Origin of the sequence: Bacillus sp. R45, from assembly GCF_021729365.1 — a bacterium.
GTDB classification, from domain to species: Bacteria; Bacillota; Bacilli; order Bacillales; family Bacillaceae; genus Bacillus; species Bacillus velezensis.
In genome coordinates this window covers 1173931-1196208 of record NZ_CP091421.1, presented here as the reverse complement: position 1 = coordinate 1196208, position 22278 = coordinate 1173931, and the positions used below count along the sequence as shown (strand labels likewise).

Here is a 22278-nt window from a genome sequence, read left to right as displayed (position 1 = left end):
TCCCATCTTTTATCAGTTTTTTGCTTCTTGCTCCAGATCTTCTAATTCATCTTCAAAACCATTGATCTCAATCGCTTTATTCAGCCAATTTGCATACTCACCGCCGACTGAAAGAACGCGTTTTGCCACCTCGACCGGATCTGCCGTTTTGTAAGCGTCGCGGAGCTCCTTAGACCGGAAATCAGGGTAAATCGTAGATTCAACCGCGATCCGCGCATAGAAGCGCTGGCTGTCTAAGTCTTTTACGCGGCCCCTGCCCTTCACATTTTTATATGTCGTGCTTTCCTTCTCCAGTTCGTCAATGCGCTCAGTCGTAATGGCTTTAAAAATAAAAGGCACGATGTTTCCTTTTTTATCGACAAAACGCTTTGAAAGCGGAACCCGGATCTCCTCAGCCTCGACTGTTTTACCCGGCATAAAGAATGACAGATCATATACTTGTTCGTTTTTTTCGCTCATGATGAAAACTCCCTTACTCTTTTTTTTATAAAAAAACAGGCCTGTAAAAGGCCTGTTTCACTCACAATGATTCTGATTAAAACGTTTCAGAAAGCTTTTCCGGCACATCGAAATCTTCAAAGGTAAACGGCACTTCTTCTTCGAGGGCTTCTGAGTCTACGTCCAGTCCGGCGATTTTTGCAGAATCAAAGTTGACGTCATACAGGGTGACGCGTTCTGTTCCGCGGCCTGATGATTTGTCGTCAAGAACGGCTTGCAGCGTAAAATACGGGTCGCTGCCTTTTTTGACGTAATCCATCATAAGGACGGCGAATTTGGATGTGACCTTATAGAATGTTGCCGTGCCCGTTCCGTTGGCGCCTGTTGTTTTATGTCCTGTCATACGGCGGCCCATGATGTTTACTTCTGATTTGTTTTTTTCCACGTTTGCTTCAAAGGTTTTAATATGCGCCATCTCTTCTCCGTCGAGAAATAAACGGCCTTCTTTTCCTGAAATCGTGTTTTGCGCTTTTAATGCCATCTTAGTTTACCTCCACATTAAAGTAGAATTTTTCTGCCGCATCCACAGGCTGTACGGCGAGATCGATTAAAAAGCCGTCGCGGTCTTCATTCAGCCCGATTGTAATGTCTTTGTCTGAATCAAAGTTAGCGATGCCGCCCGCATCCTGGAGCGTTGTCAAATATTGAATAATCATCGTTTTGACGAATTGAAGGCCGTCATTTGTCGCAGGAAGATCGCTTCCGGTGCCTTTTTTCGATTTAATTAAGGCTTTCAGTTCACGTGTCAAATCGTTATTCACCGCATCAAGCACACGGACGATTTTGTTTTTCGCGAACTTTTTGTTTTTCTCTGCCGTAAATGTCACCAATGAGTTGATATCTTTTTCAACGCTGACTGACTTATCACGGGCATCATAAGAGAAAAGGAATTCACCTTTGGAAAGACGTTCGATCACTTCATCATGAGTCAAGCGGTGCAGCACATCGACGGCGCCTTCGTATTCAACGAATGTTAAGGATTGATTAAATGCGGCGCTGGCACTTGCGCCTGCCACCCAGGCGGTCGCATCTTCAGCTTTAATCTCAGTTCCGTCTTCCAGCAGCACACCTTCAGTCACATTGATAATGCCTTCATAATCCCCGCTGTAATGGGCGGTCACCCCTTGCACTTTCTGTCCCTGCGCATCGCGAAGGCGTTTAATGAATGCGGCAAATGTCGCTTTCAGCTGATCGTTTTCCGCGACAGGAAGAGCGATGACATCGAAATTCTCCGTTTCAGCCGCAGCTAAAAAATCCGTATAGTCTGAGTTGACCGGTGCTTTATCAGTTCCTCCCGCGAGACGGATGCCTGCCTGCGGGTTTAACGTTTCCCCGGATTCTTCCTCAGTGCCTGTCAGCGGGATGGAAGCCGACAGTTCGCCCGTTCCCGTAAATGTGACATAGCCGTTTGCTTTTAATTCTTCGGCTTTTTTCACCGTTTGTTTGTCAACTTCCGCTTCATCCATGTAAGTGGTCACATCGAAAGCGGTCTGATCAAGGACGTTTTCACTGATGCGGATGATGATGTCATTTCCTTTTGAACCCCCGTACAAAGCGGTTGCTTTAACACCTTGCGAAAGATCTGCGCTCGCTCTGATTCCCTCTGTCAGACGGTACATCAAAACGGTTTTTGCTTTCTTTTTCGCCTCACGAAGCAGAATCAGTGATGGATCTTCAATACTGAGCCCCACTTTTTTATTCAAATCCTCAACGCTTGAAATGGAAACGAATGTTTTCGCTTCCCCCCAGCCGGATGCGACGGGAAGGGCGACAATCCCGCGTTCACCGATCGATACCCGCTCCTGGGCGGTTGTTTTAAAGTTAAAATAGATTCCGGCACGTTCTTTTTCTTTTCCTTGCGTAAATGTTCCGCCGTTCATTATTGCATGACCTCCTTGGTTAAAAATGCTTCAATGTAAGACTTGGCTTGCGCTTTTGTCATTTGTTTTTGCTTCACGCCGAATAAAGCACCCTGGAGAATCTCGGGTTTTACGCCGAAAAGCTCCTTCGCGTGCTTTGTTAAATCCGCCGTGTCATAAAGAACCGCTCGTTCCGCCGTTGCGGCGTTTTTCTTTTTATATTGTTTCACTTTTGTTTCACCCCGCTGTTAATGTCCACATCCCGCAGTGCGGGAGATGTTTGTTTTTGATAGTAGTAGCGGCTCGTCCAGCGGATGGTGATCACTGCCTCGCCTTTGTCTCCGACTCTTGTTTCGATACGGCTGATGCGGACGAAATCACCGGTATCCTCCCCTGATTCCGTAAGCAGCGGAATCAGCTGTCTTGATTCTCTCACCGCATCGGCGATCCCGTCGGCTGCATAGAGGGCCTGCACCGAGTCGGCATGGAACAGCTTCACATTCAGACTGTATGTCTTCTTAAAGGTGGAGACTGTGTCATTCTCGTCAAAAGCATACGGGGGCGGGATGTAAAGTGACGGCACCTGAAATTGTTCAGGCAGTTCATTTTCATATACGGGCACGCCGCACTGCTGATACAAAAAAGCGGCGATTGAACCGGTTTCGCGATTCATCGGATATCTCCCCCCAACGTGTTAAGCCACTGATTGAAACGCTTGTCCAGCGATTCGGCGAAGAGTGTTTCATACAAAAGAAGGGCTTTGTCCCAAAACCCATTTCCGCTGATCCACTGTTTTTTGAGCGCCATACCCGTTGAAGCTGACGGATTATAGATGAACCGGGAGCCTTGAAAATACCCGGGCACCCATCTGACATTTTCATCTGAGACGGTCCAATGTCCGTCATTTATGAATGAGGCATACTCTACATTGGTGCCGATTTCAAGGGTCAGTCCCCCGTTTTCAATGATCCATACGTGATCCTGCGCTCCTTTCCGGAAAGAAGACAGCAGGCTTTCTGTATCAATCCCGCCCGAATGAATAAGCTCCTCCCGTACCAAGTCGAGAAAATCCTCTCCTGACTGTTCCAGCCATTCGCCTGCCTGACGGGCAAATTCTCCGGATGATGCCTTTTGCAGCGACCGATTCCATTGTTCAAGGTTTTTTATGTTCATAGTCTGTCATCTCTCACAGCGATAACCTCCCAATGGTGCTGTCTTGCTTTCTTCGGCATTTCCAGAATATACGCCTGTCCTTCCCAAATGATTTTGTCATTGACACGCACAACGGCCTCTTTCGGAAAATGAACGAGAAACCGCTGATATACCTTATGATCAGGCTCAAGCTGAATAAGCTGCTGCTGTTTTTCAACAAACAGACACGGCACGTCTTCATAATCGGGCACTTCCGGATAAGAAAAGACAGGCTGGAGCTTTTCGGCGGGAATCCCGAAGCGTCCGGCCTTCGGAACTGACACCGTCTCATGATAAATATCGCATCTGTCAGTGAGCAGCCGTTCGTAGCTCATAAAGGTCTCACCTTTGCGTGTGCAGAAACCGGAGAATAACCCGGCGCGATATATTCACAGAGCAGATGGTGCACCGCCGGTTTTCTGATTCCGCCTTCACCTGCCACCGTATACGAGTAGTCGCCTATCTTTTCAGATTGATAGGCGGAAGCGGCTGCTTCATTCTGGTTGATCAGCGCAAAATATTGAGAAAGCTTTAATAACGCAAGCTTAATCTTTTCGGGAAGCGGTGAGTAAACAGGGTCAGTGAACGAATGCCCCGCCATTCTGGCCGCCTCCGCCTCCGCCTCCAGAATGTCCTGTATAAGAAGCGGCTCCGGCCTGTTTTTGACTTGATCATAAACTGAATATGAAACAACGTCAGACGGCTGAATTAACATAACTGCCACCCCCGTCTTATTCTTTAACGTTTACGATTTTGGCGCTTGCATCTTCTTCTTCAAATTTGCTGTCAAGTTTAGCCGTCAGTACGATAATAAATTTGCGGCTGCGAATATCTTTATCTACTTCGATTCGGATATTTCTTGAAAAACCGAGAATGATATTTTTCGGGTGAGTCAAAATGATGTCAGACGCATCGTACTGGGAATCACCTTCTCCGACTGAGTACGGCTGCAGATTGGACACTCCTTTGACCGGAACGCCGAATGCTGAAGACAAACCGCCCTGCACCGCAAGATCTCCCAGATTGGTCTGACGGTCAGCCACACGGTCTTTCCATTCAATCTCCATGCCTTGAGATGTGTAAAATCTGAATTCCTGAGGCAGTCGCAAATATTTTGCCGGAATGGCTTTTAAGCCTTTTTTAAATGTGGCTCTGGACAGCTCTTCCCCGTTTCCGTCAATGACGTGAGATACAGTCTGCTTACGGATTCCGTCAAGCTGTGCCAAGTACGGATCAGAAGAAGATGTATCGCCGTTTACGACTAGCTCCTCAATATCGACTGCCGCCCGCTCCGCCAAAATCTGCATGATCGTCTGCTGCAGGCCGTCTTTTTCAATATTGTTTTCAAGCGTGTCATAGGTGATATTAATTTCCGCAATGACTTCTTTCGTATTCAGCTGCACCGTACTTGTTGACGGGACGGTCAGCTGATCGTCAGTTAAGGCTTTTCCTTCCTCAGCGGCACGCAGAATACGCTGGCCGAAACCGATTTTTTCAAATTTCTGCGAGTCATTTTCCATTTGAATCACACGCGATTCGCTGAAAATGGTCGGCGTGTTCTGCACCATGCGGATAAATGCTGAAGCTTGTGCGGGGTTCATTAAACCGCCGCTTTTTAAAGCGGAAAGTGACATTTCCGCCTTTCTGATGATATCTTGATTTCTCACTCTACAGTTCCTCCTTCTGACTGGGCTTAAAGCAGTCCGCTCCAAATCGATTTTTTAACAGGCTCTTGGCCGCCCGTCTCTTCTTCCGGCTGCTTTGATGCGCCTCTTACTTTTTCAAGCGCTTCAATGCGTTTAATAATCGGCGCCAGCATGTCCTCAACAAGTGTTTTCAGCTTTTCTTCATCAGACGGCGCAGCCGCCCCGTCTTTGTCTTCCGTGTTCTGGTCCAAACTGTCAAGCCGCTTTAAAAGCGGGTGCAGCGCGTGTTCAATCGATTCTCTTACGTCTTCTTTTCTCATCTTGTTCAAGTCCTCTCCCTTGCGGTTTCTTGATTTGCGGTCACGGTCGAGAAATTGCTTGACTGCGCCGAATAAGCCGGCTTGCTTTTCTGCCGGCTCTTCGTAAACGTCAGCGGTTCCCGCCATGCTGTAGCCCGTAATGATACCGGCTTTAATCTGATCCCATACTTCATCGGAAGCTTTGGTGACAAGCACCCAAGATCCTTTCCGGATCACAGCATTCCCGATTTCAAAGTCATCCGGGGCGACGTACGACTCCACCACCTCGCCGGTCCCGCCTTCAAAATTATGATTTGTATCGATGTTGCGGGCGTCCGCCAAAAAACCGTGAGCGGCCTTTTCAATCTCTTCAGCCGTCATATAATCGCCATGTGCATCGGGGACATCCGGCTCGTAAACGATGCCGTAAACAAGCTTCTGCTCATCCGATTCGTTTTTTGTAAACACCTGCACCTTTTTTTCAAATGACGGAAGGCCTCCGGCTGATTTTGTAAAAAAGAATTCCGTTTGGTTCGCCGCCTTATCGACATAGCTCACAAAACTGATGACGGCATTTCTCAATTCTCTCGGCACGAGATGTTTTCACCCCCTTTCAGGATTGCTCCTATTTCCCTTTCAGCACCGGCCGGCTGTAGTACTCTTCAGGCCATTCCTCAAGCGTCTTGCCGAGCACTCTTCCCGCCAGATCACGGAGGTCATTAGGAGAGACCGCGCCGGCGGAAATAAATGGCGTAAGCACCTTCGCAATTTCAAGCGGATCGCGAAAATCAGGCCCTTTTAATGTGAGCTGTACATCGTGGAGACCCAGTTCAGGCAAAAATAACGTGTTGAGCTTATTAATCAGCGTTTTCCGCTCCGGCTGAAACACCTGCTCCTCCGTTATTTTCCGTGCCGTATCGGCTGTGGCTTTGTTGTATTCCTGCGCCTCTCCCGTATAAAGCGGCGGGAGACGGAAAGCGGAACGGAGTTTATTTCTGCTTCTGTCGTCATATTCAAGAAACAGCGCATCATCCTGCAGAATTTCCGCAAGTGATTTAATTTCCACAGACACGGGCGTAATGTCTTCGCCTCCGTGAAGGTCTTTTTCCTTCGCAATGCCTTCCGCCTCAATCAGCAGAAATTTGTGGGCGTTTTCCACCCCTTCCAGGTCATTCATATAATCCTGAAGCTCTTTGTACGAGGTTTCTGACAGCATGCCGTTTTCAACCGTAATGGCGGCCGGCACGTGACGGCCCTGCTTGAAATACATAAAATTCAGTTCTTCCGCTTTCCGGGCGCCGTACAGATTGACGATATTGCCGACCCAGCGCGGAATGCCGTAAGTGCCGCTGCCGATTTTTAAGTGAATGGCTTCATTTGCCCGGTATTCTTCAGACAGGGTCTTTACGTATTCACCGGTTCTCATGTCCATCATGCGGGGATCGCCGTATTCCTTAAAAAACACTTTCCGTCCGTTCAGCATCTGAACATATTTACGGAACCGTTTTTGCCTTTTAATCGTTTTGGATGCGCCGTTTTCTTCATATGAAAATGTAACTTCAACGGGATCAGTCACACCGCAGACGCGCATATGTTTCACATCCAGATATTCAATCCCCGCCGGTTTTCCCGCGCCGTCCCGAAGCACTTCGAGAAAACCGTTGCCCGTTTTTTCGCGGTCTTCTATCGCATATCCGAGGACCGTCTCGGCCGATTCATCAAAATGAAGACATTTGTAAAAGCTCTCCAGCTTCATCCAGTTTTTTTCGGCCCGGGCCTTTTTAGACGGTGAGCAATCTGGGCTATTTACATCAAAGGTATATTCCACATCGAACCCAAAACCCGTAATATTGACCCGATACGCGTCAATGCACTGCTGAAGAATCGTCGAGTATTCGGCGATTGTTTTCAGTTCAATGAGATTATAGGGCGGTGAAATGATGTCTTCGCCGTACAGATCGGCAAATTGATCTTCGTTCATCTGCCTTGCCTGCGGCGCGGCCATTTTTGATTTAAAGACGGTGGCTCTAACGTTTTGATAGTTAGGCAACGCCTATCTCCTCCTTTCCCGATTCGGACGTCTCCGTTTTTGTGATGCATCTTTCAGATCCGCCGCGTCATAGTCATCCAGCGCATACCAAATGGCTGAAAGTGTGTGGGGATCAATTGAAAACTCATCTTCCGACAGAACGCCGTTTTTGTTTTTTGCGTACGTTAAGTTCTGCAATTCGCGGATCGTATTTTCACAGCTGTCTGAGCAATAGATATGTTTGAACCGTTTCAGCTTTTTTGTATACTGAAGTCTTGAGCCCGGAAACTTTTTGGCCGCGACCATGCAAAATCCCTGCCTGCGGAAATATTGGATGCTTTTCGGCTCAGCCGAATCCGCTTTGATCAGCTCTTTTTGATCCGCCAATTCTTGAAGCTCCTCAGCTGTCTGATCATCGGTCATTTTGTTTTTGTAATACTCCCAGAAAATATAAAGCTCTTTTTGATCCGGATCGACGGCAAGCCGGATGACCGCATTGTATGACTCTTCAAAACCGAAATCCATGCCCGTCCGAAACAGGGGGCGCCTGATGGACGCAATCCGCTCCGTTACTTCGTTGTGCTCCATGACCTGAAACTGCGGAAACACGCGGATGCCGTTGACGCCGAACCGTCCTTTGCGGGCGATCCGGTACAAATCAGGATCGTAATGCCGTAAGCTGTCCAGCTGCTTAATATAGCTTTTCGGCAAAAACAGATTATCGCACGCTGTGGAATGGTGATAATACGTATCTCCCTTAACGACGGTGCCTTTTTCATACAGTGTCTGATCATCCAATACGAACCGTTTGTTTTGCTCATCACGAAAAAAATGCCGGTACGTCCAATTGGAGGTGCCGACGGGATTTGTGGTGCATATCATATGAAGCGAAAGCTCAGGATGGCGCAGACGGCCGATCAGCTCCTTAAAGCCTTCATATTTCACTTCAGAGCATTCTTCAATCCAAATCAGTGAAATATGATGAATGGATTTCAATTTGGCCGGGTTGTCCATCCCTTTAAACATAATCCGGCTTCCGTTTGAAAATCTCAGCTGCATCGGTGATGACACGGCCTTTACGGCATGTCCCAGCTCAAGCTCTTCGATAATGTCCTCAAACAAGGCAAAAGTAGAATCTCTGTGCGTATCGAAAACTTCCCGCACGACAAGCGCCGTCCGCTTTTCACGAAGCAGCTTCAAGATGATTTTCAGCGCGGTATGATAGCTTTTTGACGATCCATAGCCTCCGACGAGAAATTGGTACGTTTCATTCCAATTGAACAAATAATCTTCAAAGCGCGGGTTGACCGCTTTTTCAATCATGTCCGTTCCTCTTTCCGCGTAATGACAATGTCAATCGGCTTTTGGCTGTCTTCTGTTTTTTCCATCTTCTGCTGTGCCAGCTTTAATTTTTCATTTTCGATTTTTTGTTTAAATTGGTCAGGGAAAAGGTCAAAGTACAAGGACAGCTTTTCAAGAGCCTTCATCTTGTCGGCAAGCTTTATTGCAATGCCTTCTTTCCCTAGTTTTGCTTCCGTGACGATGGTTCCGTCCAGAAGGTGCGAATCTTTAACGTCAACGTAGCTGATCTCCTGCATAATCGGATTATCATTTTCGTCAAAGAGCGGCCCTGATTTTCCGAAGGCCTGAACCTCTTTTTTTCCGAAGGTTACATAATCGGTAATGTCAGCGAAAGCGATTTTCACATAGACTTGAAGAACGTCCATCGCTTCGACAAACACTTTATTGACCATTTCCTTTTTCATGCGGCTGATTTCTTTAGCGACTTTTTCGTTTTTTAACAGCCTGCTTCCCGTCACATGCGCGCTTTCCGGTGAATACCCGGCTTTTATCGCAGATTGGGTGGCGTTAAAGCTTTTCACATAATAAAGACAAAACAGCCGCTGGCGTTCGTTTAACTCATCACCTTCGCCCGGGTTGTTTTTTCCGCCGCTTTCCGCGTTCTTATTAAGCGCCTCGTCCCAGCGCCCTTCTTTTTTCCATCTGCCGATTGTTCTTGCGGATACGCCTGATTTGCCGGCAAGGGCGCGATTTGTGATGCGGCCTTTATGAGACTGATAGATTGTAAATGCCTGTTCTCTTTTTGCGTTTTTCATGCTACGGCATCACCGCCACCTCCGACATGATTGTCTATAATAAAAAGCGGCTTCTAATCGGGCCGCTTTTTGTGATCGTCTGTTCACTTCTAGGTGGCAAACGTATGACAACTTATGAAGCAGGCGATTGATTTCTTTGTTCCTGCTGTTTTTGAATTTTCAGAAGCGCCCGTTTGACCGTCGTTTGTACGGTTGATTTCTTTATATTCAGCAAGGCGGCGATCCGTTCATACGAAAAGCATTCCGCTTTGTGGAGCAGCAGCATTTCTTTTTCTCTATCCGTTAAAACGGCTAATGCGTCCCGCAGTCTGATTCTGTCTTCTTCAGTCACATTTGCGGACGGTTCAAACATCAGCGCCTGCGAATAGGTTTCTATGATTCTCGGATCTTTAATGAGCATTCTCTGATAAGCGTCTCTGCGGTCTATCGCTCTTCTTATGCCGGGCTGCCGGCCTTTTTCAAGCCATTCGATGACATACTCCAAATCTGTAATAATCGTTCTGATGATTTTTTTATCTTTCAGTTCTTCTGAAGTAAGCACCGTTTCATCGGCTTCCTCCAGCTGCTTGTACCACTTTTTCGTCTCTTTCAGCGTGCGTTTATAGTCAAATAGTAAGTCTTCCATGTAGATCCTCCTCTTTTTCGGAACAAAAAAGGACACCAATCAATGCGCAGCATGTGCGCGATTGATCAGTGTCCGCAGGCTTTCCGTCTTGGACGTATTCTGTTTTTTTCGATTAATTCAATTTAAAGCCGATTTCATATTCGACCCGGGCCAGATCCCCTTTTCGCGTTTCGACAAGCGTTTTGCCGTGCTCCGGCGCTTCGGCGAGCCATGCTTCCTTCTTCAGTCCGTCTACTATAATCACCCGAACCTTGCCTTCTTCCAGCTGGCTTTTTAATGTTGTATGTTCAATGTCAGTCAGTTTTTTAGGATTCATGTTATACGTCCTCCGTCTTTTTCAAAATGTTCACTTCATGTATGAGGCTTCCGAGCTCATTTATGAACGCTTCTTTTTCTTCAGAACTTTCTCCCCGGAGCAGGCGGAGAGCCGTTTCGGCCGCCTCAAAGAGTTCCGGGGCTTTCGCCATCAATGCCGCGTTGATGTGCTGTGAGTATGAACTTAAGTTGAAAACGGCCGCGATGAGCCTTCCGTTTGAATAAGGGAACTTCTCTTTATCCGCTTCGCTGTAAGCGGAATAAATGTAAATGGGTTTTTCTTCTCCGCTGTGTACGGCCCGCCATGGAGCGGGGCTGTTTTTTTCTTGCAATGGTGATCCTCACTTTCCATCAGCCTCATGCCATGCTTCAATTTGCTTTTCTATCCGTTTTGCCCTGAACAGCAGGCAAAAAAGCCATTTGATATATTTACACACGTGCATCAAGCCTCGCTTTTGCGTCTTGAACCATTCGTTCAAGCCGTTTAATGACCGGCGTTAAATCAGTGCCTGTTTTGCAGTTCGGGCAAGGGTGAAAGACAGCGCCGAAACCCGTTTCCGTCACAATGACCTTCTTCGGTCCGCACAGCTTACACATTATCTCGCCCCCTCTAATCTGTGGTTTACGTCAAATGAATTGCCGTTAATGATGACTAAATAATCGCTGCACATCTCATAAATTCTTGTGCCCAGGGCTTCATCAACCTGCACCAATCCGTCACAGGCCAGCTCGCTCGAGATAAGAACCGGCTTATGATTTAAATAGCGGTAATTCACGACGGCGTACATTTGTTCAATCTGCCAATCGGTCGCCCGGGGTTTTCCGTTCAGCGGTTTGAACAGATCGTCAATAAAAAGCACATCCGCCTGTTTCATACGGCCAAGCTTTGCATCAAGCAAATCAAAATCATTTTTTAAATCCGTAAAGCCCTCAACAAAAGGAAAATACAGCACCGGTGTCTGCTTCTGTCTCATGACATAATTGCTGAGAGCGGTCAAAAGATGGGTTTTCCCCGACCCCGGACGCCCTAAAAGGGCAATGCTGTTTTTCCGGCAGTTTTTCATCTTGTCAAAGTTCTCAACATATTCAAGGGCGCACTCATATGCGTCGACGACTGCCTGAGGCTTGCCCCGCGTGATAAATCCTTTGAAATCCAGCTTCCGAAAGGCATTTGTAATCTCACTTGCGCCGAGAATGCGTTCTACTTTTCGTTCGGCGGCGCAGCGGCACTTCACCCACACTTCCATTCCCAGCTGGTTTTTGAGATAACCGCCCTGATCTTTACAGAGCGGGCAGTCAAAGCGGCTTTTGTCTGATTCTTCCGGTCTGTCCGCCAGTAATGGACGTTTTCCGTTTTTCAGGTCGGCCAGTATCTGCTCGATCGTTCGTTTTGTCATGTATCGTATTCCTCTCTTTTTTTGTTGTGATTGTCCTTCCCGCAATTCGTGCATTCAAGCGGTCTTCCATAAACTTGGCGCAATAGCTGAAAGCCTTGATCGTTTCAGCTGAAGAGGTGCGCCGCTGTTCAAAAGCGGTAAAGCATTCGCCGAGCCATTTGATTGCTTCTTGTGCTGACGCACCGAGGGAAACAATCCGGGCGATGGCCTGATAATCCCGGGGCGACGGGTATACGCTCCGCCCCTCCTGTGCAGACCTTAATCTGATAAAATGGGCGGCAATTTCGTTAATCGCTTCTTCAGCAGTATGATTTTTTGTTATATCTATTTCTCTCCGGACATTTTTGTCCCGGTGATCCGCCGATATTGTCCGGTCAGTTGCTTCCGGGCGGGTTAATGTCTTTTTCGGAGTGAATCTTTTCGAGTGTTTTACGGAGACGATGAGTCCATAAGGGGCGCGGACGGTTTTGATATACTCATGCTGTTCCAAGCTCTCGAGCCACCGCCTGACGGTTTTTTCGCTGACCGCGAATACATCGGCCATTTCTCTTGCTTTTACGGGCTTATGTCCGAGGACGATCCCCCACTTTATGCCGTCTTTTACATGTTCCTTTGTCGTTGAGCTGATGAACCATAAAAACAGCCAAATGGCGGACCCTATTTTGTCATAATGTTCAGAATTCAATAATCCGGAATAGATGAAAAACGGGTAGCTTTTACGATTCATAAGGGACGTCTCCATTTTTCTTCAGACGTATATAGCGCTCATACTGCAATCGGTTATCAAATCGGAATACCGGTAGTCCGCAAGCGGTAAAAGATATCGAACCGCCTGCTTTTCCTAAACATCTCTGGTCAGCCGGATTGCTGCTGAAACGGATGATTATCGGCTGCATCTCTCACCCTCCTGATCAATTTCTTATCGTATTTTGATACATTTTGTATCTCTATGATGTTGATTATATACGATACATTTCGTATCATCAAGACCTTTTTGATACTTTTTTTATCATCCCTTTCTTTTGATACATTTTGTATCTATAATCATAAGTAACTTAGGGTGTTGAAAAAAGAGAGGTCATTTCGGATGATAGGCGGAAGATTAAAGAGTCTCAGAGGTAAGAAAACGCAGGAAGAAGTCGCAAATCATATCGGTGTCTCGCGCGCCAGATATTCTCATTATGAAAACGGCCGATCTGAACCCGATTACGACACGCTGCAAAAGCTTGCGGATTATTTCAAAGTGTCGACTGATTATTTGTTAACCGGAAAAGAACCTTCAGATGAAGACATGTTTGCCGATCCCGACCTGCAGATCGCATATCGGGACATGCAGGACTTTTCCCCGGAAAGCAAGCAGCAGGCCATTGAATTCATTAATTATTTAAAAGAAAAAGAGAAAAACCGCAGGCCGAAACATAAATAATCCGCTCTTTTCCTTTAAACTGCTTAACGTTCAGCCGATATAAAAGCTGAATGTTTATTTTTAAAAGAAAAGGGAATTGATTCAAAGTCCGATCAGGGCTTTTCTTTCTCGCTTAAAAAAGAACATATGTTCGAAAGGGTGTATTCAATTGGGCGATTTTTTAACACATCTTGAGGAATACGTCAAAAACTTATATTGCCGCATGGGAATGACCGCCCCTCTCCATATTGATATGCAGATGATTGCCAAGGAGCTTGACATTTGGATTCATTTTGAAGATACGCACAGTATGATGCTGAAGCGGGACGGCATGTACAGCATCGTCCTGAATCAAAAAAAGTCACCCGAAGAGCAATGGCAGGATTTTGCGCACGAACTGTGCCATGTGCTGAAGCATACCGGGAACCATTTTCATATGAACAAGCTGTTCAGGGAACTGCAGGAATTTCAGGCCAACCATTTTATGTACCACTTCTGTGTGCCGACCTTTATGCTGTTAAACATGGAGCTGCCCCAGCGGAGGAGCCACGCCGTTATTTTAATCGCAGCCGCTTTCCGGGTGACGGCATCATTTGCGGAAAAAAGGCTCGAGCTGTTTGAACGGCGTAAAGCAGGTATTCAATTTCAGAAGCGGCTCGCTTGTCTGTTATCCGACAAGCGGCCGAATGTGTATTATGGAAGCGGACAGACACACTTGCATGCCGCTGAAGAAAAAACGCCGTATTTTATTGAAAATTAGCGATTCTCCGCCGGCTTAGAACACAGCCGGCAGAATGTCATCATTTTGAGATCGGAGAAAAAGTTTTTGCATCATGACGCTGTAATCACCGTGCTGCCCGCCAAGCACTTCATGCGCCGCATAGCTCCAGTGAATGTAAGAACGGGCCCCCTGTTCATTTATCATAAAAACCGGCCTTCACGGTTTCTACATACCGAAAAAACAGATCGGTTGGCGTGTATTTTTCTCCCCGGCAGCCAAAATTGCTGAACAGCGCGTGTCTCTGCGCCGTGCTCACTTCCAATTGCAGCCCCATTTTCCTTTTTGTCCGATTGACAATGTTGCCGGGATTTACACCTGCCAGCCGATCATTCTTCTCTGTCAGCTCGGCATCAAATCCCGCTTCACGCAGCAGATCACAAATCAGTCTTGCTTTTTCCAGATCCGCCCCCCCGACGAGTGTATTTGCCTTTTTCAGATCATGATACCCGTGAAAAGCCAATGCGTAATGATGGGCGGTCACTTTTTCTAAAGCCAGAGGCTCGTCAAAGCGTGTGCTTGTCAAGTGGAGAGAACGGTTATCGCACCGCTTCGTCCCTTCAAATAAATAAATTGAGCTTTGGTCAGAAAATGCCTGCACCAGCTCACTGACACCCGGCTCAATCCTGCCGCCGTGGGGAGCGAGGACGATACATTTACTTCCCTCTTTTTCTTCATAAATAATTCTGTATTCCGATTCAGCAGCGGAAAGGGCTGCGAAATTGTCATATCTATCTTTCATGTGTAACATGCTCTCCTTTTCCAGTCAGCACCAGTTTACTCTACTCATCTGGGAATGGAAACCTTTTTATAGTATGATTTGATAGAATACGTATCAGGGGGGAGATATCATGGGGTTCATCAACGGATTGCTGGGCAATGCGTCGACAATATCGACGGCTGAAGCAAAATCAGAACTGGCCCGTATTTTGCTGGAAGGCGAGAATGTCAATGCCGCATTTAAGCTTGTCCGAGATATCATTGTCTTTACGGATAAGCGTCTTATTCTTGTTGATAAACAGGGACTCACGGGGAAGAAAACGGAGATTCAATCCATTCCGTACAAGAGCATTTCCAGATTCAGCGTAGAAACCGCCGGCCGCTTTGACCTTGATTCAGAGCTGAAAATTTGGATTTCAGGCGCGGAACTTCCCGCTGTCTCAAAGCAGTTTAAAAAAGATGAAAGCATTTATGATATTCAAAAGGCCCTTGCCGCAGTTTGTATGTAAGAAGAAACGGAAGCCCGGGGAGCTTCCGTTTTATTGATTACAGTTTTTCTTCAATTTTCGCCTTCGTTTTCGGGCCGTAAATTCCGTCTGCCGTTAATCCGCTGACGGATTGAAAACGTTTTACGGCATTTGCCGTTTTCGGACCGTAAACGCCGTCCGCCCCATGATTTTTTGCTCCTTTATCGGGATAAAAATAAAGAGCGGATAAAGCGTTTTGCACTTGTTTTACGTTTGTCCCTTTCGTCAGCGGTTTCGTCACTTTGATCACACCGGATGGAAGCGGATAGGAAGACACAGCCTGACTTTTTGAAGAAGAACCCGTCTGAGCGAGCTTGATCACTTGTCCGACTGTAATGTGATTCGGATCGGTGATATGGTTGATGCTTTGCAGCGATTTTACGCTGACACCGTGCGATGCGGCGATTTCCGATAAGGTGTCGCCTTTTTTCACATGGTATTCAGACACCGGGGCGGAAGCTTTTTTCACCGACGTACTCCCATTTAATTTCTTTTCAATCTTCGCCTTCACTTCATCCCAGCGGCCTTCAGACAAAATACGGTGCGGGCAGTACTTTCCGTTCCAGTCCTGATGCTTTCTGATTCTGTCAATCTCCCAGCCCCGTTCTTTCAAAAGCTGCGCCGCAAACGCAATCGCCAGTTCTTCTGCGGCTCTGTACCGTTCGCCGCCTGACTTGCTGTAACAGATTTCTATAGCAATCGACTTTCGGTTTCCGGTGCCGTTCGTGCCGTCTCCCGAATGCCAGGCATTCCGGTCCAACGGAATTCCCTGGATCACTTCTTTGTCATCAACCGCAAAATGATAGCTCGTTGATTCGCTGTTTCCCGTCATATAGCTGATTTCATTAGCGGCGGATGCGTCGTTTGCCGTGTTATGAATGGTAATATACTCCGGCGTCATCGGATTCGGACATTTTAACGCATATTTATCAGCCGATACGAGCCGTTTTTTCACTTCAATCCCCACTCTTCATCTCTCCTTATGCCTTTTTCATCAATAGGTGGCATTCGTAGGACAGATAACTTGAGCATATCGACCCTGCATTCGGATAAAATTGGAATGGATACGCATGCAAAAAATAAGACCCTTCCAAAGAAGGGTCTTTATGTTATGTTTGGTTGCGCGCGGCAATATGGAACGTGCCGTCCGCTTGGTTTTCCAAATGGCTTTCATGGCCGATCACCTGTGTAAAGCTGAACCCGACAGCAACTAGCAGCAATCCTGACAACAGTTTAGATTTCATATAGACAATCTCCTCTCTGGATTTGTTTTTGGGCGTGCACCATTTTTTCATAAAACGTGAGCGCTTTTTCAGGCTGTCCGTGTTTCATGTAAAATTTGGCAGCGTCATGCGCCAATTCTTCCACATACGGATACAGCATGTGTTCTTCCAGAAAATCAAACGTGCGCCTGACGGATGCGTTATCCATTTCCTTGCCGTATAACGCATGCAAAAATTGGAACAGATTGACAAACAATTCATCATTGTATTCGCGGGCGATACTGAGCCCGAGGCGATATTGCTTCTCTGCTTCGGCTGTAGTGTTCTGTTTATAAAGAACCTGTGTTAATGAGTAAATAGAATGCGGAAGATTATCGAACTTTTCTGACCTGCAAATGGAAACGGATGTCTCAAAATATTCGGCTGCTTTAGAGAGGTCTCCCATTTTTTCGTAACAGTTTCCGAGATTATATAAGGCTGAACTGATAAGACGGGGATTGCCTTCTTGTTTTGCAAGATCTAAAGCAAGTTCTAAGTGGGGCAATGCTCTTTCTGGATACTGCATGTCATCATAATTCCCTGCAATAACGAATTCACATTGGATTCTGCGGACGTTGTACGTCTCATACGATTGGTACGTTTCAAGGGCTTGAACGGCATAACTCATGGAGACGTAGGTTTGTTTCAGGTTGTAAAAAATCTCGGCCATTTTAAAAGCAAACTCAGCTTTCTCGATGTCATCAGAAACGAGTGCAAGGTTTTTTTCAGCCCGTTTGTAATACATCATGGCGTTTAGGAACATTTTCTGTTTAAATTCGTACATTCCTCGAAAAAAATTAAAGTAGTAATCAAGCAGTCCTGTCAGTTTATACTGGTTGCCTTCAATGTCTTCCAATAATTCTGAAAACTCAGGCTGAGAAGGGTCCTCCTTTAAGGGCTTGATGTAATCCAGCATGACGCGGTGTCTGAATTCCATTAATGAATAATACAGCAGCAGATCCTGATCTTCTTCCATATCCTCAATCTCTCTCTCTACTTCACGTTTGACGCGCTCCGCCTCAAGGACGTGAAACTGCCGGATATGGGTATACCATTCATTAATTTTGAGCCCGACAAAAGAGGACGGAATAGTCTGCTTCATCCTCAATAAATCCCCCCTTTTGGAATGACCGAGATATGTCATATTTTATCATAATTGCTAGAAAAAGAAGAACGCAAAAAGACCGCAATTGTCGAATTTCGGATATCCGCAACGATTTATCTTCATCACAAGCTTATTGCTTGTTTCTTCCGTGCCGTTGATATAGCATATCCTTGCAGCTTTTATTCTGTATTAAATGGGGGTTTTCACATGACAGCACAAAATCAATTGGTCAGCCACTTTCTGTCACATCGAAACGTGACGATTGAGCTGGCGGAAAAAATCAGCCGCGAGCATTACGACTACAAGCCGGCAGAGACATCAATGTCCGCTCAGGAACTTGTAAAACACATCGTTTATTCTTTTCTTATGTTTGCAAACGTCATTAACGACGGAAACGGATCAGCTATCCAGAACAAACCGAAAGAAGAAGCGGAAACCGACCTCGTCAAACTGGCTGAAGCATGTACTGAAAAAACGACAGACATCCTGTCACAGCTGACTGAAGAGCAGCTGAACCGCGAAATTGACCTGACTGCCTCTTTCGGCAGAAAAATCACCGGCGCGGCTCTCCTTCAGCTTGCCATGGAGCATGAAATTCATCATAAAGGCAATCTTTTCGTGTATGTCAGAGAAATGGGCCACACGGAACTTCCGTTTTATCAGCAAAAATCATAATCCGGCCATCATCCGCCGATCTGCGAAATAACAGCAGGCCGGCGGATTTTTTGTTCTGTATAAAATTTTCCGAAAATTTAATTGATTACCGCCTCTTAATCATATATAATCTGATAAAAATAGTAGGATTATTCAGGAGGCACACAGATGACTGTAAGCATTGTGTTTATGGGTTTCTTTGTCGGAACGCTGGTCGGATTGACGGGTGTGGGGGGAGCGGCGCTTTTGACTCCTTTACTGATCGTTTTAGGGATCAACCCCTCAATCGCCGTCGGCACTGACCTTTTATATAATTCCATCACCAAACTGTTCGGTGTCGTTTCTCATTGGAAGCAGCGCACCGTTCAATTTAAACTTGTCGGCTACTTGGCGCTCGGGAGCATTCCCAGCGCAACAGCCGCCATCGGTATTCTTCACTTGTTTCCCGCTTTTCACCAGCATCAGGAGCAGATTATCAAACAGGCGCTCGGCTACGTGCTGACCCTTGTCGCCATTTCCATTATCGCCCGCCTTTTTTTCGATAAAAAACTGCGGCCGAACCGCTGGCAGCAAAAAACACTTGAAGAAAAGCGGACACTCATGATACTGATCGGCGTCATTTTCGGCTTCATCGTCGGCCTGACATCTATTGGGTCCGGCTCATTATTTGCGATCGCCATGTTATACCTGTTCAGAATGAAAACAGCAGAAGTGGTGGGAACGGATATCGCACATGCCTTTTTGCTCGTAACTGTTGCCGGTCTGTTAAACGCAAGCTTCGGAAGCGTCGATTACCTGCTTGTATTGAATCTGTTGATCGGCTCTGTGCCGGGTGTGCTTCTCGGCAGCTTCTTTTCGCCGAAATTCTCACCGCGCCCGCTGCAGTTTGTGATGGCGGCGATTATTTTAATCAGCGGGATAAAATTAATCTAAAAAAAGCGTCCTTTACAGGATCGCTTTTTTATTTGGGAAATCCCCCCAATGAGGCACCTCTATAAAAGTTCAATATTACCTTACACTTATTAAAATATAAACAGCAAACGCGACAATGTATACCAGAAATGATCCAGTCATAAATTTTACGGGTTTTCTTGAGAAGTTTAATACTCCCCTTAATCCATCATTCAAAATCATTCCGAAAAATGTCACCAGTGTAACTCCTAAAGCGAGCATTGAAATCACAAAAATAACCTGCTCCATGTCAAATCATCCTCCATTTACATTCTCTTTTTCTCAAATATGCCTATTAGTCTGGGAAAAAGATAAAACTATTGCGACCTGACATTTTCATAACTAGAAATGAAACGTTACAAATTTATAGCAGCAGAAAAAATGTCGCTATTAATAGTTTTCCGGGACTGAAGTTGGAGGAAATATCCCTAAAAGAACTTTAAGCAATGTCGTTTTTCCTGCACCGTTGGGACCTAATAAACCATATATTTTACCTTTTTCCAATGTTAAATTTATATCATGTAAAATTTCTTTCTTTTTTATAGAAACATTGATACCCTTGGATATTAAAGCTGGATCAGCCTTTCCCACTTTTCATCATTCCTCTCCGTCTTGTTCTGTTTATAATATAAACTTACGAGGTTAAAAAGAAGATATAGTCAAGGTTAATTTACGTTTAAATTTCTCAATATAAAAAATACGTGAAGCCTCTACGGCTTCACGTATTCATTGCTGTTTGGATAAATAATAAAAACCGTTCCGTTTTGATTGCTCTTTATTTTATGTTCAAGCCCCATTTGTTTAAGCATCATATTAATGATCGATAAGCCGATCCCGGCGCCTTTTCTTTCAGATTTATAATTCATTCCCGGGCCCCTATCCTCAATTATGATTACGGGTTTGTTTTCAATTAGCTTTGTCTGTACGGAAACGTATTTTCCTGAATGAGCATGGCGCAAAACATTTTGAAAAATGTTATCAAGAATTCTCTTCAGCCAAGTCTCGTCTATTTCCCATACGATGTTTTCCTTCAGATCAATATCTATTGTGAAGTGCTCTTTCTCAAAAATTGGATACCAAGCTGTTAACGAAGAACGTATTATCTTTAATATGTCACAACTCTTTTTATGAAGCGGCAATTTACCTGCGGCAAGAAGAGAAAATGATGACAAATTGTCAATCAGTTCGCCCATAAACGTTATTTTATCGTTTATGATGCCTAAAGAATGCTTTCCATTTTCACTGCTTATTTCATTCTTCAACGTAAATGTATGCCCTCTTATAACCGTAAGAGGGGTCCTTAAATCATGAGATAAATCAGCAATCAAGTTTTTTCGGATTTCGCCTTCTTCACGCTCTTTTTGTCTGCTGTTCCTTAGTTCCTCAACCATCTGGTTGAATGAATATTCCACTTGACCCAGTTCATCCTTCTGTTTAACTGTTACAAATTCCGGTATGCCGTCATTATCTTGTTTTTTCATATGATTCCCCAAAGAAATTAACCTTTTTTGTATTTTCGCAAAAAACATCCATGAATTAATCACAAAAAGTGAACAGACAAAAATCAAGGCGATAAACCATATATAGGAATACTTGGCCCTCATAACCTCCCATTGAGATCCTATAATTGAGCGCGGAGTTTCTAAAAATGCATATCCGCTGTCTTCACTCCCATTTACATAAGCACTCAGCAATAAATATTTCTTTTGGTTTTGTTCCATCAATTTAATCAATTCGCTAACGTGAATAACCTCACCCTTTTTGGCCAACCGTTCTGAGTTCGAAAACATCACCTTTCCCTTATCATTTATCCATACAATATCAGAGTGTTTATATTGCTTCATGTGCGGGAAAGCAGACGTAATTTCCCGATTGGATTTCCCTGAAAAACCTTCCACATCAGACTTCCAATCACTTTCCAACTTGTTTGGTTCATAGTGTACTTGCCCCTGGTGATCAATCAAGTATGTTAATGTGACATAGTAAAGAAAATTCACACCTAAAAAGGCTATCGGAAAAAACAAAATTGAGGCAACGATATTAATAAGGTATTTTGTTGATAATTTCATTGTTTAATCCTGTATCCAATCCCTCTGATCGTTTCAAGAATTTCCGGCTCATTTGGATTGATCTCGATTTTTTGCCGTAAATGCCTGATATGTACCATCAACGTCTTATCCCCTTCGATATAAGGCTGCTCCCAAATATTTTCATAAATTTGTTCCTTTGTTAATATTTGATTGGGATGTCTAAGCAAAAGCAAAAAAATCCTTAACTGCTTATCAGTTAAAAATATTTCCTCATGACTTTGATGATTTAAAATTCTTTTTTCTTTCAAGTGGACACTTAAGTGTTTTAGCTTCAATTCATGAATGGCAGTCTTGTCAAATCTTCTTAATAATACTTCGATTCGAGCGGCCAGTTCATCGGGATGAAAGGGTTTTGTCACGTAATCATCCGCAAATCCTAAGCCTTTCAGTTTATCTTCCAGACCCGTTCTCGCTGTTAAAAGCAAGAGCGGGATCTGTGGATGTGTTTTTTTCATCCTTTGACCGATTGTAAATCCATCTAAACCGGGCATCATTATATCAAGCACGATCAGATCAGCCTTTTCTATATATGTTTCGTAATTATAGGAAGAAGTGAGCCATATAATCATATAGCCCCGATCTTCTAAATCATCCTTTACAAATTGGCCAATTTCTTGGTCATCTTCAATGTATAAAATGTTATTCATTAGGACCCCCTCTGAAATATGTGACTAAAAACCAATCTTCCATAATAATTATATATATTATAAAAATCTCCTTTATGTAAGGCACCATTCCATTATTATAGCTCATAGATATTCACAATTCATCAAGGGGCAAAACGATAAGTGAATGCGAAAAGGCGGTCTG

At 45.1% G+C, this 22278-nt stretch carries 33 protein-coding genes and 1 pseudogene; 5 read left to right on the top strand and 29 right to left on the bottom strand.

Annotated features, from left to right (window positions below):
• Positions 1-12: 12 nt before the first annotated feature.
• The 20 genes from L3V45_RS06255 to L3V45_RS06160 form a co-directional block, all read right to left on the bottom strand.
• Positions 13-459 carry a phage tail assembly chaperone gene (locus L3V45_RS06255; protein ID WP_003154836.1) on the bottom strand — a complete coding sequence of 149 codons (447 nt, stop codon included), beginning with the start codon at positions 457-459 and terminating at the stop codon, positions 13-15.
• A 76-nt stretch (positions 460-535) separates the two neighbouring features.
• Entirely contained in the window at positions 536-979 is a 444-nt protein-coding gene (locus L3V45_RS06250) for a phage tail tube protein (RefSeq protein WP_003154837.1), read from the bottom strand.
• Position 980: 1 nt separating this feature from the next.
• Positions 981-2378, bottom strand: coding sequence for a phage tail sheath family protein (locus tag L3V45_RS06245; protein WP_044053125.1), 1398 nt, complete (start codon positions 2376-2378; stop codon positions 981-983).
• Complete coding sequence (locus L3V45_RS06240; RefSeq protein WP_003154839.1) at positions 2378-2587, bottom strand: YqzN/YkzM domain-containing protein; 210 nt, start codon at positions 2585-2587, stop codon at positions 2378-2380. Before L3V45_RS06240 ends, L3V45_RS06245 begins: the two co-directional genes overlap by 1 nt.
• A complete protein-coding gene (locus L3V45_RS06235; protein WP_014304848.1) occupies positions 2584-3030 on the bottom strand; it encodes a hypothetical protein in 447 nt (148 codons plus the stop codon). Before L3V45_RS06235 ends, L3V45_RS06240 begins: the two co-directional genes overlap by 4 nt.
• Positions 3027-3530, bottom strand: a complete 504-nt coding sequence (locus L3V45_RS06230) for an HK97 gp10 family phage protein (RefSeq protein WP_044053124.1) — start codon at positions 3528-3530, stop codon at positions 3027-3029. Before L3V45_RS06230 ends, L3V45_RS06235 begins: the two co-directional genes overlap by 4 nt.
• Complete coding sequence (locus tag L3V45_RS06225; RefSeq protein ID WP_003154844.1) at positions 3527-3883, bottom strand: DUF3599 family protein; 357 nt, start codon at positions 3881-3883, stop codon at positions 3527-3529. The genes L3V45_RS06230 and L3V45_RS06225 overlap by 4 nt, the downstream gene beginning before the upstream one ends.
• Entirely contained in the window at positions 3880-4263 is a 384-nt protein-coding gene (gene yqbG, locus L3V45_RS06220; RefSeq protein ID WP_003154846.1) for a protein YqbG, read from the bottom strand. Before yqbG ends, L3V45_RS06225 begins: the two co-directional genes overlap by 4 nt.
• Before the next feature lie 16 nt (positions 4264-4279).
• On the bottom strand, positions 4280-5215 hold the full coding sequence (locus L3V45_RS06215; protein WP_003154848.1) for a phage major capsid protein: 936 nt from the start codon (positions 5213-5215) through the stop codon (positions 4280-4282).
• A gap of 26 nt (positions 5216-5241) precedes the next feature.
• Positions 5242-6087 (bottom strand): XkdF-like putative serine protease domain-containing protein, encoded by an 846-nt coding sequence (locus L3V45_RS06210; RefSeq protein ID WP_015417286.1) that lies wholly within the window; start codon positions 6085-6087, stop codon positions 5242-5244.
• A 31-nt stretch (positions 6088-6118) separates the two neighbouring features.
• Positions 6119-7498: a phage portal protein gene (locus L3V45_RS06205; RefSeq protein ID WP_099762611.1), complete on the bottom strand. Its 1380-nt coding sequence runs from the start codon at positions 7496-7498 to the stop codon at positions 6119-6121.
• Between the two features lie 48 nt (positions 7499-7546).
• Positions 7547-8845, bottom strand: a complete 1299-nt coding sequence (locus L3V45_RS06200) for a PBSX family phage terminase large subunit (protein WP_024085188.1) — start codon at positions 8843-8845, stop codon at positions 7547-7549.
• The gene (locus tag L3V45_RS06195; RefSeq protein WP_003154855.1) at positions 8842-9639 is read right to left on the bottom strand and encodes a terminase small subunit; all 798 of its coding nucleotides are present in this window, start codon (positions 9637-9639) and stop codon (positions 8842-8844) included. The genes L3V45_RS06200 and L3V45_RS06195 overlap by 4 nt, the downstream gene beginning before the upstream one ends.
• A 112-nt stretch (positions 9640-9751) precedes the next feature.
• Positions 9752-10264, bottom strand: coding sequence for a sigma-70 family RNA polymerase sigma factor (locus tag L3V45_RS06190; RefSeq protein WP_058905954.1), 513 nt, complete (start codon positions 10262-10264; stop codon positions 9752-9754).
• 112 nt (positions 10265-10376) lie between these two features.
• The gene (locus L3V45_RS06185; RefSeq protein ID WP_003154859.1) at positions 10377-10580 is read right to left on the bottom strand and encodes an XtrA/YqaO family protein; all 204 of its coding nucleotides are present in this window, start codon (positions 10578-10580) and stop codon (positions 10377-10379) included.
• A 1-nt stretch (position 10581) separates the two neighbouring features.
• Positions 10582-10911, bottom strand: a complete 330-nt coding sequence (locus L3V45_RS06180) for a hypothetical protein (RefSeq protein WP_014304844.1) — start codon at positions 10909-10911, stop codon at positions 10582-10584.
• 97 nt (positions 10912-11008) lie between these two features.
• Positions 11009-11176, bottom strand: coding sequence for a hypothetical protein (locus tag L3V45_RS06175; RefSeq protein WP_003154863.1), 168 nt, complete (start codon positions 11174-11176; stop codon positions 11009-11011).
• Complete coding sequence (locus L3V45_RS06170) at positions 11176-11976, bottom strand: ATP-binding protein (RefSeq protein ID WP_044053121.1); 801 nt, start codon at positions 11974-11976, stop codon at positions 11176-11178. The genes L3V45_RS06175 and L3V45_RS06170 overlap by 1 nt, the downstream gene beginning before the upstream one ends.
• Complete coding sequence (locus tag L3V45_RS06165) at positions 11876-12703, bottom strand: FaeA/PapI family transcriptional regulator (protein WP_025851827.1); 828 nt, start codon at positions 12701-12703, stop codon at positions 11876-11878. The genes L3V45_RS06170 and L3V45_RS06165 overlap by 101 nt, the downstream gene beginning before the upstream one ends.
• Positions 12693-12872 carry a hypothetical protein gene (locus L3V45_RS06160; RefSeq protein WP_003154869.1) on the bottom strand — a complete coding sequence of 60 codons (180 nt, stop codon included), beginning with the start codon at positions 12870-12872 and terminating at the stop codon, positions 12693-12695. The genes L3V45_RS06165 and L3V45_RS06160 overlap by 11 nt, the downstream gene beginning before the upstream one ends.
• Positions 12873-13063: 191 nt before the next feature.
• Between L3V45_RS06160 and xre the strand changes: the two genes are divergently transcribed.
• Together xre and L3V45_RS06150 are read left to right on the top strand one after the other, a co-directional pair.
• Positions 13064-13402 carry an HTH-type transcriptional regulator Xre gene (xre, locus tag L3V45_RS06155; RefSeq protein WP_003154871.1) on the top strand — a complete coding sequence of 113 codons (339 nt, stop codon included), beginning with the start codon at positions 13064-13066 and terminating at the stop codon, positions 13400-13402.
• Between the two features lie 148 nt (positions 13403-13550).
• Positions 13551-14141, top strand: a complete 591-nt coding sequence (locus L3V45_RS06150) for an ImmA/IrrE family metallo-endopeptidase (protein ID WP_003154873.1) — start codon at positions 13551-13553, stop codon at positions 14139-14141.
• A 15-nt stretch (positions 14142-14156) separates the two neighbouring features.
• Here the strand turns inward: L3V45_RS06150 and L3V45_RS06145 are convergent, their stop codons facing one another.
• Together L3V45_RS06145 and L3V45_RS06140 are read right to left on the bottom strand one after the other, a co-directional pair.
• Positions 14157-14306, bottom strand: coding sequence for a hypothetical protein (locus L3V45_RS06145; protein ID WP_162918038.1), 150 nt, complete (start codon positions 14304-14306; stop codon positions 14157-14159).
• Entirely contained in the window at positions 14296-14901 is a 606-nt protein-coding gene (locus tag L3V45_RS06140) for a poly-gamma-glutamate hydrolase family protein (protein ID WP_032858666.1), read from the bottom strand. Before L3V45_RS06140 ends, L3V45_RS06145 begins: the two co-directional genes overlap by 11 nt.
• Before the next feature lie 109 nt (positions 14902-15010).
• On the opposite strand from L3V45_RS06140, the gene L3V45_RS06135 reads away from it, so the two are divergent.
• A complete protein-coding gene (locus L3V45_RS06135) occupies positions 15011-15388 on the top strand; it encodes a PH domain-containing protein (RefSeq protein WP_003154878.1) in 378 nt (125 codons plus the stop codon).
• A 37-nt stretch (positions 15389-15425) separates the two neighbouring features.
• On the opposite strand, the gene L3V45_RS06130 is transcribed toward L3V45_RS06135, so the two are convergent.
• From L3V45_RS06130 to L3V45_RS06120, 3 genes are all read right to left on the bottom strand, one after another.
• A complete protein-coding gene (locus tag L3V45_RS06130; protein WP_025851834.1) occupies positions 15426-16373 on the bottom strand; it encodes an N-acetylmuramoyl-L-alanine amidase in 948 nt (315 codons plus the stop codon).
• Positions 16374-16515: 142 nt separating this feature from the next.
• Positions 16516-16650: a PhrA family phosphatase inhibitor gene (locus tag L3V45_RS06125; protein WP_003154881.1), complete on the bottom strand. Its 135-nt coding sequence runs from the start codon at positions 16648-16650 to the stop codon at positions 16516-16518.
• The gene (locus L3V45_RS06120) at positions 16640-17776 is read right to left on the bottom strand and encodes a Rap family tetratricopeptide repeat protein (RefSeq protein WP_088005367.1); all 1137 of its coding nucleotides are present in this window, start codon (positions 17774-17776) and stop codon (positions 16640-16642) included. The genes L3V45_RS06125 and L3V45_RS06120 overlap by 11 nt, the downstream gene beginning before the upstream one ends.
• 204 nt (positions 17777-17980) lie before the next feature.
• On the opposite strand from L3V45_RS06120, the gene L3V45_RS06115 reads away from it, so the two are divergent.
• Positions 17981-18448: a DinB family protein gene (locus L3V45_RS06115; RefSeq protein ID WP_014304838.1), complete on the top strand. Its 468-nt coding sequence runs from the start codon at positions 17981-17983 to the stop codon at positions 18446-18448.
• 147 nt (positions 18449-18595) lie between these two features.
• A complete protein-coding gene (locus L3V45_RS06110) occupies positions 18596-19360 on the top strand; it encodes a sulfite exporter TauE/SafE family protein (protein WP_015388360.1) in 765 nt (254 codons plus the stop codon).
• A 75-nt stretch (positions 19361-19435) separates the two neighbouring features.
• Here L3V45_RS06110 and L3V45_RS06105 read toward each other — a convergent pair whose 3' ends face one another.
• The 4 genes and pseudogenes from L3V45_RS06105 to L3V45_RS06090 all read right to left on the bottom strand — a co-directional run bounded on the left by L3V45_RS06105 (position 19436) and on the right by L3V45_RS06090 (position 22115).
• Positions 19436-19627, bottom strand: a complete 192-nt coding sequence (locus L3V45_RS06105) for a hypothetical protein (protein WP_014304836.1) — start codon at positions 19625-19627, stop codon at positions 19436-19438.
• A 159-nt stretch (positions 19628-19786) separates the two neighbouring features.
• Positions 19787-19969: pseudogene (locus L3V45_RS06100) on the bottom strand (ATP-binding cassette domain-containing protein); the annotation flags it as partial.
• Between the two features lie 119 nt (positions 19970-20088).
• Positions 20089-21447, bottom strand: a complete 1359-nt coding sequence (locus tag L3V45_RS06095; RefSeq protein ID WP_003154898.1) for a HAMP domain-containing sensor histidine kinase — start codon at positions 21445-21447, stop codon at positions 20089-20091.
• Positions 21444-22115, bottom strand: coding sequence for a response regulator transcription factor (locus L3V45_RS06090; RefSeq protein WP_003154900.1), 672 nt, complete (start codon positions 22113-22115; stop codon positions 21444-21446). Before L3V45_RS06090 ends, L3V45_RS06095 begins: the two co-directional genes overlap by 4 nt.
• Between the last annotated feature and the right edge of the window lie 163 nt (positions 22116-22278).

Bases quoted from the DNA above. Each gene is read 5' to 3' on its own strand.
- L3V45_RS06195 (WP_003154855.1), bottom strand. From the start codon at position 9,639: ATGAAAAACGCAAAAAGAGAACAGGCATTTACAATCTATCAGTCTCAT.
- L3V45_RS06225 (WP_003154844.1), bottom strand. From the start codon at position 3,883: ATGAGCTACGAACGGCTGCTCACTGACAGATGCGATATTTATCATGAG.
- L3V45_RS06230 (WP_044053124.1), bottom strand. From the start codon at position 3,530: ATGAACATAAAAAACCTTGAACAATGGAATCGGTCGCTGCAAAAGGCA.
- L3V45_RS06165 (WP_025851827.1), bottom strand. From the start codon at position 12,703: ATGAATCGTAAAAGCTACCCGTTTTTCATCTATTCCGGATTATTGAAT.
- L3V45_RS06235 (WP_014304848.1), bottom strand. From the start codon at position 3,030: ATGAATCGCGAAACCGGTTCAATCGCCGCTTTTTTGTATCAGCAGTGC.
- L3V45_RS06140 (WP_032858666.1), bottom strand. From the start codon at position 14,901: ATGAAAGATAGATATGACAATTTCGCAGCCCTTTCCGCTGCTGAATCG.
- L3V45_RS06090 (WP_003154900.1), bottom strand. From the start codon at position 22,115: ATGAATAACATTTTATACATTGAAGATGACCAAGAAATTGGCCAATTT.
- L3V45_RS06110 (WP_015388360.1), top strand. From the start codon at position 18,596: ATGACTGTAAGCATTGTGTTTATGGGTTTCTTTGTCGGAACGCTGGTC.
- xre (WP_003154871.1), top strand. From the start codon at position 13,064: ATGATAGGCGGAAGATTAAAGAGTCTCAGAGGTAAGAAAACGCAGGAA.
- yqbG (WP_003154846.1), bottom strand. From the start codon at position 4,263: ATGTTAATTCAGCCGTCTGACGTTGTTTCATATTCAGTTTATGATCAA.
- L3V45_RS06115 (WP_014304838.1), top strand. From the start codon at position 17,981: ATGACAGCACAAAATCAATTGGTCAGCCACTTTCTGTCACATCGAAAC.
- L3V45_RS06185 (WP_003154859.1), bottom strand. From the start codon at position 10,580: ATGAATCCTAAAAAACTGACTGACATTGAACATACAACATTAAAAAGC.
- L3V45_RS06190 (WP_058905954.1), bottom strand. From the start codon at position 10,264: ATGGAAGACTTACTATTTGACTATAAACGCACGCTGAAAGAGACGAAA.
- L3V45_RS06145 (WP_162918038.1), bottom strand. From the start codon at position 14,306: ATGATAAATGAACAGGGGGCCCGTTCTTACATTCACTGGAGCTATGCG.
- L3V45_RS06205 (WP_099762611.1), bottom strand. From the start codon at position 7,498: ATGGCCGCGCCGCAGGCAAGGCAGATGAACGAAGATCAATTTGCCGAT.
- L3V45_RS06095 (WP_003154898.1), bottom strand. From the start codon at position 21,447: ATGAAATTATCAACAAAATACCTTATTAATATCGTTGCCTCAATTTTG.
- L3V45_RS06170 (WP_044053121.1), bottom strand. From the start codon at position 11,976: ATGACAAAACGAACGATCGAGCAGATACTGGCCGACCTGAAAAACGGA.
- L3V45_RS06125 (WP_003154881.1), bottom strand. From the start codon at position 16,650: ATGAAATCTAAACTGTTGTCAGGATTGCTGCTAGTTGCTGTCGGGTTC.
- L3V45_RS06160 (WP_003154869.1), bottom strand. From the start codon at position 12,872: ATGCAGCCGATAATCATCCGTTTCAGCAGCAATCCGGCTGACCAGAGA.
- L3V45_RS06255 (WP_003154836.1), bottom strand. From the start codon at position 459: ATGAGCGAAAAAAACGAACAAGTATATGATCTGTCATTCTTTATGCCG.
- L3V45_RS06200 (WP_024085188.1), bottom strand. From the start codon at position 8,845: ATGATTGAAAAAGCGGTCAACCCGCGCTTTGAAGATTATTTGTTCAAT.
- L3V45_RS06135 (WP_003154878.1), top strand. From the start codon at position 15,011: ATGGGGTTCATCAACGGATTGCTGGGCAATGCGTCGACAATATCGACG.
- L3V45_RS06250 (WP_003154837.1), bottom strand. From the start codon at position 979: ATGGCATTAAAAGCGCAAAACACGATTTCAGGAAAAGAAGGCCGTTTA.
- L3V45_RS06245 (WP_044053125.1), bottom strand. From the start codon at position 2,378: ATGAACGGCGGAACATTTACGCAAGGAAAAGAAAAAGAACGTGCCGGA.
- L3V45_RS06105 (WP_014304836.1), bottom strand. From the start codon at position 19,627: ATGGAGCAGGTTATTTTTGTGATTTCAATGCTCGCTTTAGGAGTTACA.
- L3V45_RS06175 (WP_003154863.1), bottom strand. From the start codon at position 11,176: ATGTGTAAGCTGTGCGGACCGAAGAAGGTCATTGTGACGGAAACGGGT.